The sequence below is a fragment of the Streptomyces sp. CS113 genome, assembly GCF_002188365.1.
Lineage (GTDB): Bacteria > Actinomycetota > Actinomycetes > Streptomycetales > Streptomycetaceae > Streptomyces > Streptomyces tendae.
Map to the genome: position 1 here is coordinate 8,230,334 of NZ_KZ195574.1, position 17,796 is coordinate 8,248,129.

Genomic DNA, 17,796 nt, shown 5'->3' on the forward strand with positions numbered 1-17,796 from the left:
TCTTGACGTCAATTCACCTGATCATGCGGTGATACGATCACCGCGTTTGCGGAGCGGGCGGATGGGTGAAAGACGGCATCCCCGACGTAAGGGGCAGCCCGGGCAGCCACTCCCGGTGCGGGCACTCCACCGGGCCGCCCGCACGGACGGTAATTCAGCAAGCCGGCTGTCAGTCGCCTGAAGAGAGTCTTATGACGGAATACACAGGGAACCCATTGCTCTGGGTCGCCCTCGTCGCCCTCGTCGCCGCCGCCGTGCTCATCAGCCGCCAGCGCCGGGCGGCACGCGCGTTGCGGCAGCAGGTCCAGGGGCTCAGGGATCACTACACCGAGCTGGAGAACGATTACGGGAAGTCCGTACAGGCCGCCCAGGAGCGGGCCGAGGACGAGACCAAGACGGTGCTGAAGTCCGCGATGCGGACCCTTCAGGGACTCGCCGCCGAACAGCAGCTGGTGCTCTCCCGGCTACAGAACAAGTACGGCGACTCGGCCCTCCTCCAGGACCTGCTGGAGATCGACCACACCAACTCGCAGTTCGGCCGGCGGGCCCAGTCCATCGCCGTGCTGTGCGACGGCTGGCTCGGCGGCCGGCGCGACACCGCCTCGGTCTACGACGTGGTGCGCAGCGCGCAGGGGCGCATCCGGCACTTCCGCCGGGTGGACATCCTCTCCCAGGTCGACTTCGGCATCACCAGCCGGGCCGTCGAGCCCGTCGCCCTGGCCCTCGCCGAGCTGCTCGACAACGCCACCAGCTACTCGAGCCCCGACACGGTCGTCGAGATCAACCTCCGGACCGTGCCCAAGGGCATCTGCGTCGTGGTCGACGACGCCGGTGTCGGCATGAGCGACGAGGAGCGGGCCCGCGCCGACAAGCTGCTCGCCACCGAGCGCGCCTCGGGCGTGGCCGGCCTCGGCAACCCGCCGCAGTTCGGCTTCGCCGTCATCGGCCTGCTGTGCGAACGATTCGGCTTCGAGGTGTCGGTGGACTCCTCCTCCCCCTACGGAGGTGTACGGGCGGTGGTCCTGCTGCCGCACGAACTGCTCACCGCGATGCCGGAGAAGAAGGCGCCCGCCCCGGCCGCCCGCGGCACGGCCCGGCCGGTCCCGGACACCGGCGGACCGGAGGCCGCGCCGCTCACCTCCTCCCAGACCGGCGACGGTCTTCCGCGGCGCCGCCGCAAGCGGCCGATGGCCATCGTGCCCGGCAGCGCGTCCACGCCGCGCGCCGCGGGCCGCTCCGACTCCGAGCAGGCACAGATCATGGGTGCCTTCCAGCGCGGAACGCAGTCCGGCCGGGGCACCGAACCGGCGAGCCCGGACGACGCCGGGCGGACGAGCGAAACACCTGGTGCAAGCAGCGAAGGACATGAGGTCTCGTGAACGACGATCTGTCATGGATGCTCGACAGCGCCCTGGAGATTCCCGGGGCCCTGCACGCGGTCCTGATCTCCGCCGACGGCCTGCTGATGGCCCGGACGCAGGACTTCGACAAGGACGACGCCGACCGGGTCGCCGCCGCGATGAGCGGTGTGCAGTCGCTCAGCCGCACCCTGGCCTTCTTCTGTGAGGACCCCAGTCAGACCTGGCGGCAGACCCTGGTCGAGTTCGACGGCGGCTGGGTCTTCCTGATCTCGGCCGGCGAGGGCGCCTACCTCGGCGTGTCCGCCTCCCCCGAGGTCGACATGGCGGACATCACCTTCCGGATGCAGCAACTCGTCGCCCAGCTCGGCAAGCGGCTGACGACACCGCCGCGCGAGAACCTGGGTGCCCACTCATGACCGGCCAGGACGGCTGGCAGCCCGAGGCGCCGGAATTAGTGCGGCCGTACGTCATCACCAAGGGGCGCGGCCTGCCCGACGACGGCGACCTCTCGCTGATCACCCTGGTCACCGCCGCCGATCAGCCGCAGCGGCCGTCCCGGCTGTCCCCCGAGGAGCAGAGCCTGCTCGACCTCTGCTCCGCCGGCTACCTCTCGGTCGCCGAGATCGCCGGACACACCCAGTTCCCGCTGGGCGTCGTGCGGATCCTGCTGGCCTCCCTGATGGAGGGCGGACACCTCATGACCCGCCCGCCGGTGGCCCGCGCCCGCCTCGCGGACAAGGAAATACTGGAGGAGGTGCTCAATGGGCTCCGCGCCAAGTTTGGATGAGCGGGACTACGTACGCGGGGGAGCGACCCAGACGGCGGTGAAGATCCTCGTCGTCGGGCACTTCGCGGTGGGCAAGACCACCCTCATCGGCTCGATCTCCGAGATCGAGCCGCTGTCCACCGAGGAGACGATGACGCAGGCCGCCGAGTCGGTCGACGACCTCAAGGGGGTCAAGGGCAAGACCACCACCACGGTCGCCATGGACTTCGGCCGCCTGACCATCAGCGACCGCGTCGTGCTCTACCTCTTCGGCACCCCCGGCCAGCAGCGCTTCGTGCAGATGTGGGAGGACATGGCGCGCGGCGCGCTCGGCGCCCTGGTACTGGTCGACCCGGAGCGGCTGGCGGACTCCTTCCCCGTGATCGACCTCATCGAGCACTACGGGCTCGACTACGCCATCGCCGTCAACCACTTCGACGGCTCGCCGCTGCGCGACGAGCGGGCGCTGCGCGAGGCGCTCGACCTGCTCGACGACACCCCCGTCGTCACCTGCGACGCCCGCGACGAGAAGTCCTCGGCCGCCGCACTGACCACCCTCGTCCGCTACTTGCTGGACCGCACCCGCTAGGAGCTGGGAGCAACATGAACGCCTACGACACCGCCCCGGTTCCGCCGCCCGGCTGCCCGGCCCACGGCTCCGGCGCCCGGGTGCCGCTGCACGGGCCGGAGTTCGCCGCCGACCCGCAGGCGTACTACGAGTACCTGCGCCACTACGGGGCCGCGGCCCCCGTCGAACTGGCCCCGGGCGTCGAGGCGACCCTGGTCACCGACTACGCGGCGGCGCTCCAACTGCTTCAGGACTCCGGCACCTTCCGCAAGGACGCGCGCCGCTGGCGGGCCTTCAACGAGGGCAAGATCAGCCCGGAGAGCCCGGTCGCGCCGCTGCTGGCCCACCGGCCCAACTGCATGTTCGCCGACGGCGCCGACCACCTCAGGCTGCGCCAGGCGGTCACCGACAGCATGGCGCGGGTCGACACTCGGCGCCTCAGCCGCAGCACCGAGCAGATCTCCGGCTACCTCGTCTCCCAGTTCGGCGCCCGTGGCTCGGCCGACCTGCTCGGGGACTACGCCAAGCAGCTGCCGCTGTTCGTGTTCAACGAACTCTTCGGCTGCCCCGCCGACATCGGCGACCGGGTGCTGTTCGGCATCACCGGCATGTTCGACGGGGTCAACGCCGAGAAGGCAGCCGCGGTGCTCTTCCAGGCCGTGGGAGAACTCGTCGCGCTCAAGCGGCGCAAGCCCGGCGACGACGTCACCTCCTGGCTGATGCAGCACGAGGCCCGACTCGACGACGAGGAGATGGTGCACCAGCTCGCCCTGCTGCTCAGCGCGGGATCCGAACCCCTGCGCAACCTCCTCGGCAACACCCTGCACCGGCTGCTGACCCACGAGCGGTACGCCCGTGAGGGCGGCCTGATCGACGAGGCGATCGACGACACGCTGTGGGAGAACCCGCCCATGGCCAACTTCGCCCCGCACTACCCGGCCGCCGACACGGAACTGGCCGGACAGCACCTGCGGGCGGGCGACCTCGTGCTCGTCAGTTTCGCCGCCGCCAACACCGGTCCCGCCCTCAAGGCGTCCCGCCAGGCGGGCAGCAACCGCGCGCACCTCGCCTGGAGCGCGGGCCCGCACGCCTGCCCGTCCAAGGAACCGGCCCGGCACATCACCGTCACGGCCATCGAGCACCTGCTCAACGAGCTGCCCGACCTCGAACTCGCCGTTCCCGAGGACAGCCTGACGTGGCGTCCGGGCCCCTTCAACCGGGCCCTGGCCACCCTTCCGGCCCGGTTCACCCCGGTGCGTCCCGCACGGCGCGGCGAGGCGGGGCCCGCCACCACGGCGGCCGGGCAGCAGCAGACGGCGGGTGCGGCTCGCCCGGCCGAACACAAGGGAATGTGGAGCCAGTTCCTCAACTGGCTCACACGGTGATGTGCACAACACCCTCCCAACCCGCCCCATTCGCATGAAGATCGAACGGCACGGGTAGTGAGCAACGCGGTATTCAAGTTGCTTACGAGTCAAAGGAGGTGTCGTGGACCACATATCCACGAACGCCGCTTTCCCGGTGCCGAACCCCCCGATACCCGCCCCCCGAGGCGGGTATCGCTTTGTGCGGCTCCGGCCGGGGACGGGACGGTGAGGGCCGTGCCGACGGGCGCGGAGCCGCAGGGCACACCCACGCTCGGCGCCTTCACCGGCGGCCAGCTGCGAAGACTCGGCTCGGTCGCCGGCCTGTCCCACGCCGACGTCGAGACCTACGCACAGGTCCTGACCGACGTACTGGGCCCGGAGGCCGAGCGGCCACTGGACCTGCCGCCGCCCACGCGCACCTTCCTGTCCGACGACCACACCCCCGTGGAGTTCTCCCTCTCCTTCCGAGCGGACGCGGCGCCCGTCATGCGGGTCCTCGTGGAACCGGGCTGCGGCGCGAGCAGCCTGGCGGACAACGGCCGCGCCGGGCTGGCGGCGATCCGGACCATGGCGCGGCGCTGGCACTTCGCCACCGACGCCCTCGACGAACTCCGGGACCTGTTCCTGCCGCCCGCTCCGCGGGGGCCCCTCGCCCTGTGGTGCGCCCTGGAACTCAGGCCCGGCGGGGTACCCGGCGTCAAGGTCTACCTGAACCCGGCGGCGGGCGGGGAGGAACGTTCCGCCGCGACGGTGCGCGAGGCCCTGCACCGGCTCGGGTACCACCGGGCCTTCGACAGCCTTCCCGTGGGCAGCGGATACCCCTTCTTCGCCCTCGACCTCGGAGGCTGGGCGGAACCCCGGGTGAAGGTCTACCTGTACCACGACAACCTCACGGCCGACGAGGCCGGACGGCTGCCCCGGATGGACCCGGGCCCCGGGCCCGCGGCGGTCGAGGGCTTCTTCCGCACGGCCGCGGCCCTCGGCTCCGACGCGGGCGGGCTCGGCGGGCTGCCCGGTCAGTCCTGCCACTCCTTCACCGACCTCGGCACGGCGCGGCCGAGCGGCTTCACCCTGTACATCCCGGTGCGGGACTACGTCCGCCACGACGGGGAGGCCCTGACGCGGGCGTCCGAAGTGCTGCGCCGGCACGGCATGGACGCCTCCGTGCTCGACCGCGCCCTGCCCGCCCTCACCGAGCGGCGGCCCGAGGACGGGGCGGGCCTCATCGCCTACCTTTCCCTCGCCCACCAGGGGGACCGGCCGCCGCGGGTGACGGCGTACCTCTCCTCGGAGGCGTACGCGGTCCGGCCGCCTGCCGCGGAGACCGTCCGCAGACCGGTGCCGGTGGCCTGACCGGGCCGTCCGCGCACGAGAGGGCTCCCGGTGCGATCCACCGGGAACCCTCGGCAGGGACCTGACCGGGCGCCGTCGCGGACTGTGCGGCGGCGGCCGGCGGAACACTCACACGGGCAGCGACTCCCGGAACTCCGCCAGGTACGGACCCACGTCGACGTGGATCGAGGCGGCCCGAGACCGGCCGTAGCGCTCGACGACGCCCGCCAGGTACGTGTCGATCTCCTCGCGCATCTCCTCGGCCCCGGGCAGCACGGCGACGCCGTCGACGAGGCGCGCGACCCACTCGGCCTGGGCCTCCACCAGCCGGGTGAGGGCGCCCGCGGGCCGCACCAGTCCCACGAAGTACAGACCGGGCCGGTCCGCCGGGACGACCCGTCGGTACAGCTCGACCGAGCCGCCGGGCGCGACCGGGCAGCCTGCGGGCAGGAAGGGGAACGTCATGTGGAAACCGGTGCAGTAGACGACCGCGTCGGCGGTCTCGGCGCTGCCGTCCGCGAACACGACCCGATTGCCCTCGAACGCGGCGATCGCGGGCTTCGGGGTCACCGCGCCGTGCCGGATCCGGCTGAGGATCTCGTCCGAGAGGGTCGTCGCGGAGGAGAGGATCGGGTGGTCGGGCTCGGGCAGGCCGTAGTCCGACAGCCTGCCCCGGGCCACCAGCAGAGCCTGCTCCACCCACTGGCGCCGCTCGGCGAAGGGCATCGCGTTCCACCACGGGGCTTCGGCGATCTCGTCGAGGGACATCCCGAAGACCTGCTTGGGCACGATGTGCAGCCCCCGGCGCACCGACAGCAGGGTCCGCGCCGCGTGCCGGGAGAGGTCCGCGGCGATGTCCACCGCCGAGGCGCCGAGGCCCACCACGACCACGCGCCGGCCGGCGAAGTCGCCGCCGTCCTGGTAGTCGAGGGAGTGAAGAATCGTTCCGGCGAACGACTCGGCACCGGCCGGAAGGGGATCGGGCAGGGCCGGTTCGCTGTTGTGGCCCGAGGCGACGACCACCTCCTCGAACCGGCGGGAGCGCGGTACCCCGTCCGCGCCCCGGGTGACGACCGTCCAGGCGCCGTCCCCGTCCTGACGCACGGACAGCACCTCGGTGCGCAGCTCGATGTGGTCGAGCAGGCCCGCCCACTCGGCGAAGGACCGCAGATAGGCGGCGAACTGGCTGTGCCGGGGATAGAGCGGGTACGAGGACGGCATCGGGAAGTCCGCGTAACCGGTCAGCTGCTTGGCGGTGTTCAGGTGCAGGGACTGATAGCCCGGTCCACGCTCGCCGGCCCCCGGCCGGCGCCAGATCCCGCCGACGTCGGGCGCCTTCTCCAGGCAGACGAAGGAGATGCCGCGCTCTTTGAGGGCACGGCCCGTCGCCAGCCCCGACAGGCCTGCACCGATCACACACACACGCACGGGATGTCCCCCCAGGATGTACTCAACCTCCCCCGATCGTGCTCATACTGCCCATCCGTTTCTTCCCGCACACCAGCACGACCCGCGAACGGACGTGTCCGTGCTCACGTTTCACGCGCCCCGCAGGTCCCACACCCGGCGGATCTTGCCGAGCGAGCGCTCCAGGCTCTCCGGCTCGACGACCTCCACCTCCACGGTCACGCCCACCCCGTCCTTGACGCCCTGGGCGATCGCCCTGGCGGCGGCCTCGCGCTGTTCGGGACCCGCGTCGGACCGGGCCTCGACCCGTACGGTCATGTGGTCCATGCGGCCGCGTTCGGTGAGCCGGATCTGGAAGTGCGGGGCGACGCCCGGAGTGCGCAGCACGATCTCCTCGACCTGGGTGGGGAAGACGTTCACCCCGCGCAGGATGATCATGTCGTCGCAGCGCCCGGTGACCTTCCGCATCCGACGGAAGGCGGGACGTGCGGTGCCGGGCAGCAGCCGGGTCAGGTCCCGCGTGCGGTAGCGGATCACCGGGAGCGCCTCCTTGGTGAGGGAGGTGAAGACGATCTCGCCCTCCTCGCCCTCGGGCAGCACGGCGTCCGTGAGCGGGTCCACCACCTCGGGGTAGAAGTGGTCCTCCCAGATGTGCAGTCCGTCCTTGGTCTCCACGCACTCCTGGGCCACGCCCGGGCCGATCACCTCGGACAGGCCGTATATGTCGACGGCGTGGATGTCCATGCGCTCCTCGATCTCGCGCCGCATCTCCTCGGTCCACGGCTCCGCGCCGAAGATGCCGACCTTGAGGGAGCTGGTGCGCGGATCGACGCCCTGGCGCTCGAACTCGTCGAGCAGGGTGAGCATGTAGGACGGGGTGACCATGATGATCTCGGGCCGGAAGTCCTGGATGATCTGCACCTGGCGTGCCGTCATGCCGCCGGAGGCGGGGATCACCGTGCAGCCGGCGCGCTCGGCGCCGTAGTGGGCGCCGAGGCCGCCGGTGAACAGGCCGTAGCCGTAGGAGATGTGCACCTTGTGTCCGGGGCGCCCGCCGGCGGCGCGGATCGAACGGGCTATGACGTCGGCCCACATGGAGAGGTCGTTCTCCGTGTAGCCGACGACGGTGGCGCGGCCGGTGGTGCCGCTGGAGGCGTGCACGCGCCGCACCTCGGACATCGGGACGGCGAACATGCCGAAGGGGTAGGTGTCCCGCAGGTCCGCCTTGGTGGTGAAGGGGAACCGGGACAGGTCCGCCAGGCTGCGGCAGTCCTCGGGCGTCACCCCGGCGGCGTCGAACTTCTTGCGGTACAGCTCCACGTGGTCGTAGGCGTGCCGCAGGGTCGCGCGCAGCCGGTCCAGCTGGAGCTCGCGGAGCTGCTCGCGGGAGAGGCGCTCGGCGTCGTCCAGCAGGTCGTGGGGGAGAGGCTCGCCCGGTCGGGGTGCCGGGGCCGCCCCGGTCGCCGGCTCGCTGCTCATCGCGACTCCTTCGTCGTCGTGCCCGGCGTCTCGCGCGCCGTGTCCCTGTGCGTGCCGCGGCCGCCTCCGTCGTCGCGCACGCTGCGGCTGCGCCCGCGGAACTCCGCGATCACCTCGTCGCCACGCCGTACGCTCACGTCGTAGATCCCGCTGCGTCCGTACCGGGCACGCTCCTCGGCGACGGCCACCAGCACGTCGCCCTCGCGGGCCGGGGCGACGAAGACGATGTCGGCGCCGGCCGCCACGGTCACGGGGCCGTGGCTGTTGCAGGCGCAGGCGAAGGCGGTGTCGGCCAGCAGGAACAGGAAGCCGCCGTGGGCGGTCCGGTGGCCGTTCACCATCGCCGGGGTCACCGTCATGCGCACCACGGCCCGGCCGGCGCCGTGCTCCACCAGCTCGATGCCGAGCCCCCGGGAGGCCTCGTCCGCGAAGAACATCGCCTCCGTGGGCGTCTGCTCAGTGGCCTGCGACACCGTACCCACCACCTTGTCTCCCGACCGACCATTCGGTTAGCGCGCGGCAAGGTCAAGTTATCCCGTCGCGCGGCGGCGCTGTCAAGAGTGTGACCGGCGGGTGTCCGGCTCTTGCCCGGCGCGCGGAAACACGTCACACTGATACCGAACGAATGGTCGGTTGGGAAGCTGGTGACGATGACCACGACACACGCCGCCGAGGCGCCGCCCCCGGACGCGCCGGACGGGCTCCAGGAGCACTTCGACGCGACGATCGCGCGCGACCAGCGCATCGAGCCGCGGGACTGGATGCCCGACGGCTACCGCAGGACGCTGATCCGGCAGATCGCCCAGCACGCGCACTCGGAGATCATCGGCATGCAGCCCGAGGGCGAGTGGATCACCCGGGCCCCGTCGCTGCGCCGCAAGGCGATCCTGTTCGCCAAGGTCCAGGACGAGGCCGGACACGGGCTGTACCTGTACTCGGCGGCGGAAACCCTCGGCGCGGACCGCGACGACCTCACCCAGCGGCTGATCGAGGGCCGCCAGAAGTACTCGTCGATCTTCAACTACCCGACCCTGAGCTTCGCCGACGTCGGCGTGATCGGCTGGTTCGTGGACGGTGCCGCGATCTGCAACCAGGTGCCGCTGTGCCGCAGCTCCTACGGGCCCTACGCGCGCGCGATGGTGCGCATCTGCAAGGAGGAGTCCTTCCACCAGCGGCAGGGCTACGAACTGCTGATGACCATGATGCGCGGCACCGACGCCCAGCGGGAGATGGTGCAGGACGCGGTGGACCGCTGGTGGTGGCCGTCCCTGATGATGTTCGGCCCGCCCGACGACGCCTCGCCCAACTCGGCGCGGTCCATGGCCTGGAAGATCAAGCGGCACAGCAACGACGAACTGCGCCGCCGCTTCGTCGACATGACCGTCCCGCAGGCCGAGAAGCTCGGCGTCACCCTGCCCGACCCGGAGCTCCGCTGGAACGAGGAGAGCGGGCACCACGACTTCGGCACCCCCGACTGGGACGAGCTGATGCGCGTCATCAAGGGCGACGGCCCCTGCAACGACCGGCGGATGGAGCGGCGGCGGACCGCTCACGAGGAGGGCGCCTGGGTGCGCGAGGCGGCCACCGCCCACGCCGCCAAACAGGCCGCCCGCGCGGAGAAGGGAGCGGCGGCATGAGCACCGAGACGCCCGGGAAGCAGGGCTGGCCGCTGTACGAGGTGTTCGTGCGCGGCAAGCGCGGCCTCAACCACGTCCACGTCGGCTCGCTGCACGCCGCCGACGACGCCATGGCCCTCACCCACGCCCGCGACCTCTACACCCGGCGCAACGAGGGCGTCAGCATCTGGGTGGTGCGCTCCGAGCACATCGCCGCCTCCACCCGCGACGAGAAGGACCCCTTCTTCGCCCCCAGCGCCGACAAGGTCTACCGCCACCCGACCTTCTACGACATCCCCGACGACGTCCCGCACATCTAGGAGCAGGGCATGAGTGACGACCACGTCTACCTCACCCTGGCCGAGGGGCACGAGGACGACACCCGCTGGGCCTACGGCACCGGCTTCGAGGACCCGCTGCACGGCGTCGACACCACCGTGCCCGAGGGCGTCGACCCCGGTGTACTGGCCGCGGACTGCGTGGCCCTGGCCGACGACGCCCTGGTGAGCGCCCAGCGGCTCGCCGAGTGGGTCACCCGCGCGCCCGAGCTGGAGGAGGAGGTGGCGCTGGCCAACATCGGCCTCGACCTGCTCGGCCAGGCCCGCCTGCTCTACTCCCGAGCCGGGCAGGCCGACGGCACCGGCCGCGACGAGGACGCCTACGCCTACTTCCGGGACGCCGGCGACTTCCGCAACGTCCGCCTGGCGGAACTCCCGGGCGGCGACTTCGCGTTCGCCGTGGTCCGGCTGCTGGTGCTCTCCAGCTGGCGCCTGGCCCACTTCCGGCGGCTTCAGGCACACCCCGACCCGGTGCTCGCGGCGGTAGCAGCCAAGGGCGTCAAGGAGCTGACGTACCACCGCCAGTACGCCGCCGAGTGGTGCGTGCGCCTGGGCGACGGCACGGACGAGTCGCACCGCCGGATGCGCACCGCACTCGACGAGGTCGCCCCCTACCTCGGCGAGCTGCACACGGCGTACGACGTGCGGGACGAGATCGCCGACGACCTGCGCCAGGTCACGGAGGCGGCGGGACTGACCCTGCCCGTGTACCGTCCGCTGCCCGGCTCCGGCCGCGCCGGCGAGCACACCGAACACCTGGCGCCGCTCCTGACCGAGCTCCAGGGCATCGCCCGCGCCCACCCGGAGGCGACATGGTGACCGATGGCCCCGCACTCCTGGACGCCCGCCGCGCCCGGCAGGTCGCCGAGCAGGTGCCCGACCCCGAGCTGCCCATGCTGACCCTCGCCGACCTCGGTGTCCTGCGCGAGGTCGAGGTGGTCGCGGACGGCACCGTGGTCGCCAGCCTGACCCCCACCTACTCGGGCTGCCCGGCCATGGCCGAGATGCGGGCGGACGTCGACGCACGGCTGCGGGAGGCGGGATATCCGCGCGTGGAGATCCGCACCGTCCTGGACCCGCCCTGGACCAGCGACTGGATCACCGGGGCGGGCCGCCAGAAGCTCGCCGAGCACGGCATCGCCCCGCCTGGTGCGGCACCCCGAGGCCCGGTCTCCCTGGTGCTGTCACCCACCCGTCCCGCCGTGCCCTGCCCGCGCTGCGGCTCGGCGGACACCGAGGAGACCTCCCGCTTCGCCGCCACGTCCTGCAAGGCGCTGTGGCGCTGCCGGGCCTGCCGCGAGCCGTTCGAGTACGTCAAGGAGATCTGATGGCCCCGACCGCCCCCGTCCCGGCGGCCCCGGTGCGCACCCGCCGCCGGCCCGCTTTCCACCGGCTGCGCGTCGCCGCCGTCGAGCGGCTGTGCGCGGACGCGGCGGCCGTGAGTTTCGAGATCCCCGACGAGCTGGCCGGGGAGTTCGCCTTCGCGCCCGGTCAGTCGCTCACCCTGCGGCGCGAGGTGGACGGCCGGGACGAGCGCCGCTCGTACTCGATCTGCGCACCGGCCGGTGCGGCGCCGCGCATCGGCGTGCGGGTGGTGCCGGGCGGACTGTTCTCGGCGTGGCTGGTCGACGAGGTGCGGCCGGGCGACACCGTGGAGGTGATGGCGCCCACCGGCCTCTTCACTCCCGACCTGACCACCCCCGGCCACCACGTCCTGGTCGCGGCCGGTTCGGGCATCACCCCGATGGTGTCCATCGCCGAGTCGGTGCTCGCCGCCGACGACCGTTCCACCGTCACCCTGTTCTACGGCAACCGCCGCACCGACACGGTGATGTTCGCCGACGAGCTGGCCGACCTGAAGGACCTCCACCCGACCCGCTTCCACCTCGCCCATGTGCTCTCCCGCGAGCCGCGGGAGGCCGAGGTGCTCTCCGGCCGCCTGGACGCCGGACGGCTCGCGGCGCTCGTGGGTTCCCTGCTGGACGTGGGGAGCGCGGACCACTGGTGGCTGTGCGGACCGCAGGGCATGGTCGCCGACGCCCAGCAGGTCCTGTCCGGCCTCGGCGTCCCGGCGGAGCGCGTCCACCGGGAGCTGTTCTACGCCGACGACGAGCCCGTGCGGGAAGTGCGCCACGAGGAGAGCGGCCCCGAGGGCCCCGTCAGCGAGGTCACCATCACCCTGGACGGCCGCTCGACGACCTCCTCGCTCTCCCGGGAGCGGTCGATCCTCGACGGGGCCCAGCAGACCCGCCCCGACCTGCCCTTCGCCTGCAAGGGCGGGGTCTGCGGAACCTGCCGGGCCCTGGTCACCGACGGCAGTGCGGACATGCGCCGCAACTACGCCCTCGAGACCGCCGAGGTCGACGCCGGCTACGTCCTGACCTGCCAGTCGTACCCGGTCTCCGAGAAGCTGACCGTGGACTACGACAGCTGACCGGCCGTCGGCCCGCGGCCGCTCAGGCGGGGTTGTCGCCGTGGGTGAGGGTCTCCCAGGCGACGAAGAGGTTGTTCGTGCCGGAGGGCCGGGTGTGTTCGGTGAGCGCCTCGGTGTTGTCCATGGCGAACCCGAGGCGGTTGTGGAGGGCGTTGTAGCCGACCTCGGTCACCGGGCCCAGGCCGAGGTGGAGCGAGCCCCCGCACAGCCAGCTCGGTGCGGCCGCGCCCTGCTGGTACTTGGCCTGGAAACCGAGCGCGTGCCGCAGCCGCTCGCCGACGTCGGTGCCGTAGAGGTCCTGCCCCTGGATCCGGCTGGTCTCGGCGACGTGCGAGATGGACGAGATGCCGTACCCGGTGTGGGTGAAGTCCCGGCAGGTCTCCTGGGTGAGGCCGGTGACGAAGGTGGACTGGCCCTGCCAGTACTTGACGATCTTGTCCCGGGTGTCGAGGTGCTGGCTCGGCACGGTCTTCGGCAGCGCTCCGTCGGAGTTCAGGTACACGTACGCGGCCGTGCGGGTGCGGAACCTGGCCAGGGCCTTGTCGTAGGAGGCCCGGTCCTCCAGGAAGACGGAGATGCCGACGGCGGCCTCCGTCATGGTCAGCTCCCAGTTGCCGTTGGAGTTGGAGCCGTTGATGATCTCGGGCAGGTAGACGTCGCGGAGCATGGTGGCGAAGCGGCCCGAGTTCGCCCAGGTGCCGCCGTACGTGTACTTGATGATCTCGGCGGCCTTGGGCCAGGAGGACCCGGCCCATCCGGTCTGTAGCGGCGCGTTGCTGTTGGTGTGGTCCCGGAGCACGGCGGACCAGGCGTCCATCAGCTCGATGGACTTGCGGGCGTACTTCTCGTCCCGGGTGAAGTACCAGGCCAGCGCGTTGGTGTAGGCCGCGATCGCGTCCTCGCGCTCGTCGGTGCAGCCGTAGTTGGGGTTGGAGTACGAACCGCACTCGACCACCGCGCGGGGCTTCGGGGCGCGGTTCAAATCCGCGTACCGGCTCGCCATCATCTGGTCGAAGGCGCCCTTCCAGGGCTGGGCCCCGGCCTGCACCTTGGCCCGGGCGAAGTCGAGCTGGCCCTGGGAGACGGTGACTCCGGGATGCGTGAACGCGGCCGGTGCGGCGTCGGCGCGGTCGCCGGCCGAGCCGGGACCGGCGAGCAGGGTGCCGACGAGCGCGGCGGTGAGCGTCGCGAGCGGGACGAAGCGGGATCTGCGGTGGCGGCGCGTGGGAGCAGAGGACATGTGGGGGGTCCGTCCGTTCGAGTATGTGAACGCTGGGTGTTGTTCTGAACGTTCGACTGGGCGGTGACGATAGGTAGAGACCAATGGGCCGTCAAGAGGCCACGCAGGAACACGTGGACGTCCGGGTCGGCGGCGGCCGGCGAACACTATGAACGCAACGGCCGAAGGGGTGGCTCCGGATCCGGCGGGTTCCTAACATCCCCGCTCGCAGCGCAACTTCGCGCCGGCCCACAGCACGTACAGGAGCCGCACCTTGACCACACCCCCCGCTCCCAGGCACGACACCCGGCCCGCCCGCCGCAGAGGCCGCCCGGCGGTGGTCGCCGCCGCGCTCGCCGCCGCGCTCCTCGGCACCCTCGGCAACGTCTCCGCCGCCCCCGCACGGGCGGCCGGACAGCCGGCGGCCGCGGACTGCCCGCCCGCGCTCGCGGAGAAGGCCACCTGCTACACCGGCCAGGACGCGGACGGCGCCTTCTACGCGATGGCCGTGCCCCACCGCTGGAACGGGTCCCTCGTCGTGCACGCCCACGGCGGCCCCGACCTCGGCGACGCCTCGGACCCCGCCCGCAGCACCGAGGACCTGGAACGCTGGGCGGTGATGGTCGACCAGGGATACGCCTGGGCCGCCTCCTCCTACCGGCGCGGCGGCTACGGGGCCCGCATGGCGGCCGCCGACACCGAGAACGTGCGCCGCCTGTTCACCGAACGGTTCGGCCGGCCCGAACACACCTACCTGCACGGCCAGTCCTGGGGCGGGAACGTCGCCGCCAAGGTCGCCGAGACCTACGGCCGGCGCCCCGGCGCCTACGACGGGGTGCTGCTGACCAACGGCGTGCTCGGCGGCGGTTCGCGCGGCTACGACTACCGCGTGGACTTGCGGGTGGTCTACCAGTACTACTGCCACAACCACCCGCGCCCGACCGAGCCGCAGTACCCGCTGTGGCAGGGCCTGCGCCCCGGCTCCACCATGACGACCGCGGGGCTGCGCGCCCGCCTGGAGGAGTGCACGGGCTACGCCTCGGACCCGGCCGACCGGACCGCGCTCCAGCAGCGCAACCTCGACGACATCCTCGCCGTCACCGGCATCCCCGAGCGCACCCTGGAATCCCATCTGCGGTTCGCCACGTTCACGTTCCGGGACATCGTGACCAACCGGCTCGGCGGGCGGAACCCGTGGAGCAACCGGGGGGTGCGCTACTCGGGTTCGCACGACGACAAGGCGCTGAACGCGGGCGTCGAGCGCTTCTCGGCCGACCCCACCGCACGGCGCGACCTGTCCTACGACAGCGACCTCACCGGCAAGGTCTCCCTGCCCGTGCTCACCCTGCACGCCATCGACGACCCGACGGCGTTCGTGGAGCACGAGGCGGCCTACCGCGCCACGCTCCGCGGGGCCGGCCGGGAACGGAACCTCGTCCAGACCTTCACCCGGGAACACGAGCACAGCTCGCTGAGCGACTCCGAGTACGCGGGCTCCCTCGCCGCGCTGGACTCCTGGGTGCGCACCGGTCACCGGCCGACCCCGCGCTCGATCGCCGCGTCCTGTGCCGCCTTCGACGCCAGGTACGCAGAGGGCTGCTTCTACGACCCCGGCTTCCACCCCGCGCCGTACGCCGCCCGGGTGCTGCCGCGGCCGGGCGGTCTCGCCTGGCCCGCCATGACGGCCGCGCAGGAGCGGGCGTGGAGCAGGATCGAGGGCGTGGGGATCGCGCCGTAGAGCGGTGGATCCCGGCGGAGGGCGGACCGGCTGCTGCGCTAGCGGTCCGCCGCCTCCGCCAGCACCGCCCGGATCACATGGCGGGCGTTGCCGGCCATCGCGGGGTTGGTCTTCCGGTGGTACGGCAGGGCGATCACGGCCTGGGAGAGCGTGCGGCCACGGCCGCGCCGCCAGGCCGCGTCGTCCACGCCGAGGGCCTCGCGGAAGACCTCCCGCGCGCCGCGCGGCAGCAGATTCCACGCCGGGAAGAGGTCGCAGGCCGGATCGCCCACCCCCATGCACCCGAAGTCGATCACCGCGGACAGCCTGCCGCCGCGCACCAGCAGATTGCCCGGCATCAGATCCGCGTGCAGCCAGCGGGGCGGCCCCTCGTGCGCCGGTGCGCGCAGCGCGTCCTGCCACACGGCGGCCAGCGCGTCGCAGTCGACGTCCTCTTCGGGGAGGGCGCGCAGTTCGTCGAGGGCGGCCCGCGTCGGCGCGTCGAGCGTGGTGAGCGGCCCACCGCGGAACGCCTTCGGCGCGTCGGGCAGGGAGATGCCGCGCATCGCCGCCACGAAGGCGGCCAGATCCTCCGCCAGCCGCACGGGATCGGTCAGCGCTCCGGCCGCGGGGTTCTCCCCGGGCAGCCACCGGTAGACCGACCAGGGCCACGGGTACCCGTCGCCCGGCACGCCTTCCCCGAGCACCTCGGGCACCGGGGTGGGCAGCAGGGGCGACAGCCGCGGCAGCCACGCCCGCTCCGTCGCCACGTCCGCCGCGCCGCCCTCGATCAGCGGCAGCCGTACGACCATGTCCTCGCCCAGCCGGTACATCGCGTTGACCGTGCCGCCGGAGGGGAAGCGTTCGACGGGCAGGCCCGACCACCGCGGGAACTGCCCGTCGACCAGGCGCCGCACCAGACGGTCGTCGACGCGGCACCGGTCCGGACGCCTCTGCCCTGAACTCATGGCCCTCATCCGACCCTTCGACGCGGACGGCCGTCAAACGCTTTCCCGCCGAGGGTCAGTGCCCCGCCCGCCGCGGTCCCCGCCGCCAACGTCAGCGTGCCCGGCAGGGACCATGCGGCCAGGGGGCCGGCGACGGCCACGCCCAGGGCGAACGCGGTGATCTTGAGGCTCGCCCCGGTGGTGAAGACCTGGCCCCGCAGGTGCTCCGGGGCCTCCCGATGGCGTACCGCGAACAGCGCGGTGAGCTGGGGGCCCTCGCCGATGCCGAGGACGACCACGGCGGCCACCAACGCCACCGGCCGGCCCGTCGCCGCCAGCGCCGGCGCGACCGCCTGGACCAGGGCGCCCGCCCGGACGACCGTGTCGGGGGCGACGGGGAGCGGACGCCGTGCGAGAACGGCGTTGGCCGCCAGGGCGGACACCGCCGCGCCGGAGAACAGCAGGACACCGTGCCCGGCCGCGCCGAGCCACTGTGCGCCGAGGAGCGGAACGCAGGCCGTCAGCATGCCCTGGGCGGCGCAGGAGGCGACCGAAACGAGGGTCGCCCGGGCCAGGAGCGGGCGCCGCAGGACCACCCGGAACCCGGCGGCCAGCGCGGCGGCCACCGGGGCCCGCCGGGAGTCCCGGTCCGGGACGGCGCGCGCGGGCAACCGCCACGCGGTGGGCACGGCCGCCGTGATCAGCGCCGCGGCGAGCGCGAGAGCCGTGGAGGCGCCCAGCAGTTCGGCCACGCCCCCGGCCAGGGCCGGACCGGCCAGGCTCGCCACGCCGAAGGTCATCGCGTCCAGCGCGTTGGCCCGGGGCAACCGTGCGTCCGCCGCCACGCGGGGGAGTTGGGCGGTCCAGCCGCCCGACAGCGCCGGGCCCAGCAGTCCCGTGAGTACCGCGAGCGGGAGGGTGCAGGCCATGGGGAGGCGGCCGAGCCCCGCGAGGATCACCATCAGCCCCGTCGCGTACAGCGCCAGGGCGCCCGCCAGCAGGCGGCCCGGTCGCTCCGCCCGGTCCAGGAGCGCCCCCAGCAGCGGCCCGCCGACCGCGGCGGAGACCGTGATGCCCGCGAGCAGTGTCGACGCGTCGGTCGTCGAACCGGTGACGGCGAGGCCCGCCAGCAGCAGCGCCGGCCCGGACATCTCGTCCCCGGCGCGCGCCGCCGTCGCAGCGGCCAGGTAGAAGCGTAGCGAGTAACCCTTCGGCACTGGGAAGACGTTACGGAGGTAACTCAAA

Annotated in this window: 18 protein-coding genes; 12 read left to right on the forward strand and 6 right to left on the reverse strand. The window is 72.6% G+C overall.

Annotated features, from left to right (window positions below; genetic code table 11):
* Positions 1-191 precede the first annotated feature (191 nt).
* The 6 genes from B9W62_RS37210 (at position 192) to B9W62_RS37235 (ending at position 5,415) form a co-directional block, all read left to right on the forward strand.
* Positions 192-1,379, forward strand: coding sequence for a sensor histidine kinase (locus B9W62_RS37210; RefSeq protein ID WP_087811305.1), 1,188 nt, complete (start codon positions 192-194; stop codon positions 1,377-1,379).
* Positions 1,376-1,777 (forward strand): roadblock/LC7 domain-containing protein, encoded by a 402-nt coding sequence (locus B9W62_RS37215; RefSeq protein WP_087811306.1) that lies wholly within the window; start codon positions 1,376-1,378, stop codon positions 1,775-1,777. Before B9W62_RS37210 ends, B9W62_RS37215 begins: the two co-directional genes overlap by 4 nt.
* On the forward strand, positions 1,774-2,148 hold the full coding sequence (locus B9W62_RS37220) for a DUF742 domain-containing protein (protein ID WP_087811307.1): 375 nt from the start codon (positions 1,774-1,776) through the stop codon (positions 2,146-2,148). Before B9W62_RS37215 ends, B9W62_RS37220 begins: the two co-directional genes overlap by 4 nt.
* Positions 2,123-2,716 (forward strand): GTP-binding protein, encoded by a 594-nt coding sequence (locus tag B9W62_RS37225; protein WP_107424240.1) that lies wholly within the window; start codon positions 2,123-2,125, stop codon positions 2,714-2,716. Before B9W62_RS37220 ends, B9W62_RS37225 begins: the two co-directional genes overlap by 26 nt.
* 14 nt (positions 2,717-2,730) lie before the next feature.
* A complete protein-coding gene (locus B9W62_RS37230; protein ID WP_087811309.1) occupies positions 2,731-4,080 on the forward strand; it encodes a cytochrome P450 in 1,350 nt (449 codons plus the stop codon).
* 216 nt (positions 4,081-4,296) lie between these two features.
* Positions 4,297-5,415 (forward strand): tryptophan dimethylallyltransferase family protein, encoded by a 1,119-nt coding sequence (locus B9W62_RS37235; protein ID WP_306426467.1) that lies wholly within the window; start codon positions 4,297-4,299, stop codon positions 5,413-5,415.
* 108 nt (positions 5,416-5,523) lie between these two features.
* Here the strand turns inward: B9W62_RS37235 and B9W62_RS37240 are convergent, their stop codons facing one another.
* The 3 genes from B9W62_RS37240 to paaI form a co-directional block, all read right to left on the reverse strand.
* Positions 5,524-6,822 carry a flavin-containing monooxygenase gene (locus B9W62_RS37240; RefSeq protein ID WP_087811311.1) on the reverse strand — a complete coding sequence of 433 codons (1,299 nt, stop codon included), beginning with the start codon at positions 6,820-6,822 and terminating at the stop codon, positions 5,524-5,526.
* Between the two features lie 111 nt (positions 6,823-6,933).
* Entirely contained in the window at positions 6,934-8,280 is a 1,347-nt protein-coding gene (gene paaK, locus B9W62_RS37245) for a phenylacetate--CoA ligase PaaK (RefSeq protein ID WP_087811312.1), read from the reverse strand.
* Positions 8,277-8,717 (reverse strand): hydroxyphenylacetyl-CoA thioesterase PaaI, encoded by a 441-nt coding sequence (gene paaI / locus B9W62_RS37250; protein ID WP_179236189.1) that lies wholly within the window; start codon positions 8,715-8,717, stop codon positions 8,277-8,279. The genes paaK and paaI overlap by 4 nt, the downstream gene beginning before the upstream one ends.
* A gap of 213 nt (positions 8,718-8,930) precedes the next feature.
* Here paaI and paaA point away from each other — a divergent pair, with 213 nt between their 5' ends.
* Genes paaA through paaE form a run of 5 tightly spaced genes read left to right on the forward strand, consistent with a single transcriptional unit; the run spans position 8,931 to position 12,668 of the window.
* Positions 8,931-9,917 (forward strand): 1,2-phenylacetyl-CoA epoxidase subunit PaaA, encoded by a 987-nt coding sequence (gene paaA / locus B9W62_RS37255; protein ID WP_087812282.1) that lies wholly within the window; start codon positions 8,931-8,933, stop codon positions 9,915-9,917.
* On the forward strand, positions 9,914-10,216 hold the full coding sequence (gene paaB, locus B9W62_RS37260) for a 1,2-phenylacetyl-CoA epoxidase subunit PaaB (RefSeq protein ID WP_087811314.1): 303 nt from the start codon (positions 9,914-9,916) through the stop codon (positions 10,214-10,216). The genes paaA and paaB overlap by 4 nt, the downstream gene beginning before the upstream one ends.
* Before the next feature lie 9 nt (positions 10,217-10,225).
* Entirely contained in the window at positions 10,226-11,053 is an 828-nt protein-coding gene (gene paaC, locus B9W62_RS37265; RefSeq protein ID WP_087811315.1) for a 1,2-phenylacetyl-CoA epoxidase subunit PaaC, read from the forward strand.
* On the forward strand, positions 11,047-11,562 hold the full coding sequence (paaD, locus tag B9W62_RS37270) for a 1,2-phenylacetyl-CoA epoxidase subunit PaaD (RefSeq protein ID WP_179235861.1): 516 nt from the start codon (positions 11,047-11,049) through the stop codon (positions 11,560-11,562). Before paaC ends, paaD begins: the two co-directional genes overlap by 7 nt.
* Complete coding sequence (paaE, locus tag B9W62_RS37275; protein ID WP_087811316.1) at positions 11,562-12,668, forward strand: 1,2-phenylacetyl-CoA epoxidase subunit PaaE; 1,107 nt, start codon at positions 11,562-11,564, stop codon at positions 12,666-12,668. The genes paaD and paaE overlap by 1 nt, the downstream gene beginning before the upstream one ends.
* Positions 12,669-12,690: 22 nt before the next feature.
* On the opposite strand, the gene B9W62_RS37280 is transcribed toward paaE, so the two are convergent.
* Positions 12,691-13,908, reverse strand: coding sequence for an alginate lyase family protein (locus tag B9W62_RS37280; RefSeq protein ID WP_087811317.1), 1,218 nt, complete (start codon positions 13,906-13,908; stop codon positions 12,691-12,693).
* A gap of 253 nt (positions 13,909-14,161) precedes the next feature.
* Between B9W62_RS37280 and B9W62_RS37290 the strand changes: the two genes are divergently transcribed.
* Positions 14,162-15,625 (forward strand): alpha/beta hydrolase family protein, encoded by a 1,464-nt coding sequence (locus B9W62_RS37290; RefSeq protein ID WP_087811318.1) that lies wholly within the window; start codon positions 14,162-14,164, stop codon positions 15,623-15,625.
* A 38-nt stretch (positions 15,626-15,663) separates the two neighbouring features.
* Here B9W62_RS37290 and B9W62_RS37295 read toward each other — a convergent pair whose 3' ends face one another.
* Both B9W62_RS37295 and B9W62_RS37300 read right to left on the reverse strand, forming a co-directional pair.
* Positions 15,664-16,572 carry an aminoglycoside phosphotransferase family protein gene (locus tag B9W62_RS37295; protein WP_087811319.1) on the reverse strand — a complete coding sequence of 303 codons (909 nt, stop codon included), beginning with the start codon at positions 16,570-16,572 and terminating at the stop codon, positions 15,664-15,666.
* A gap of 5 nt (positions 16,573-16,577) precedes the next feature.
* Positions 16,578-17,768, reverse strand: coding sequence for an MFS transporter (locus B9W62_RS37300; RefSeq protein ID WP_087811320.1), 1,191 nt, complete (start codon positions 17,766-17,768; stop codon positions 16,578-16,580).
* Positions 17,769-17,796: the final 28 nt, after the last annotated feature.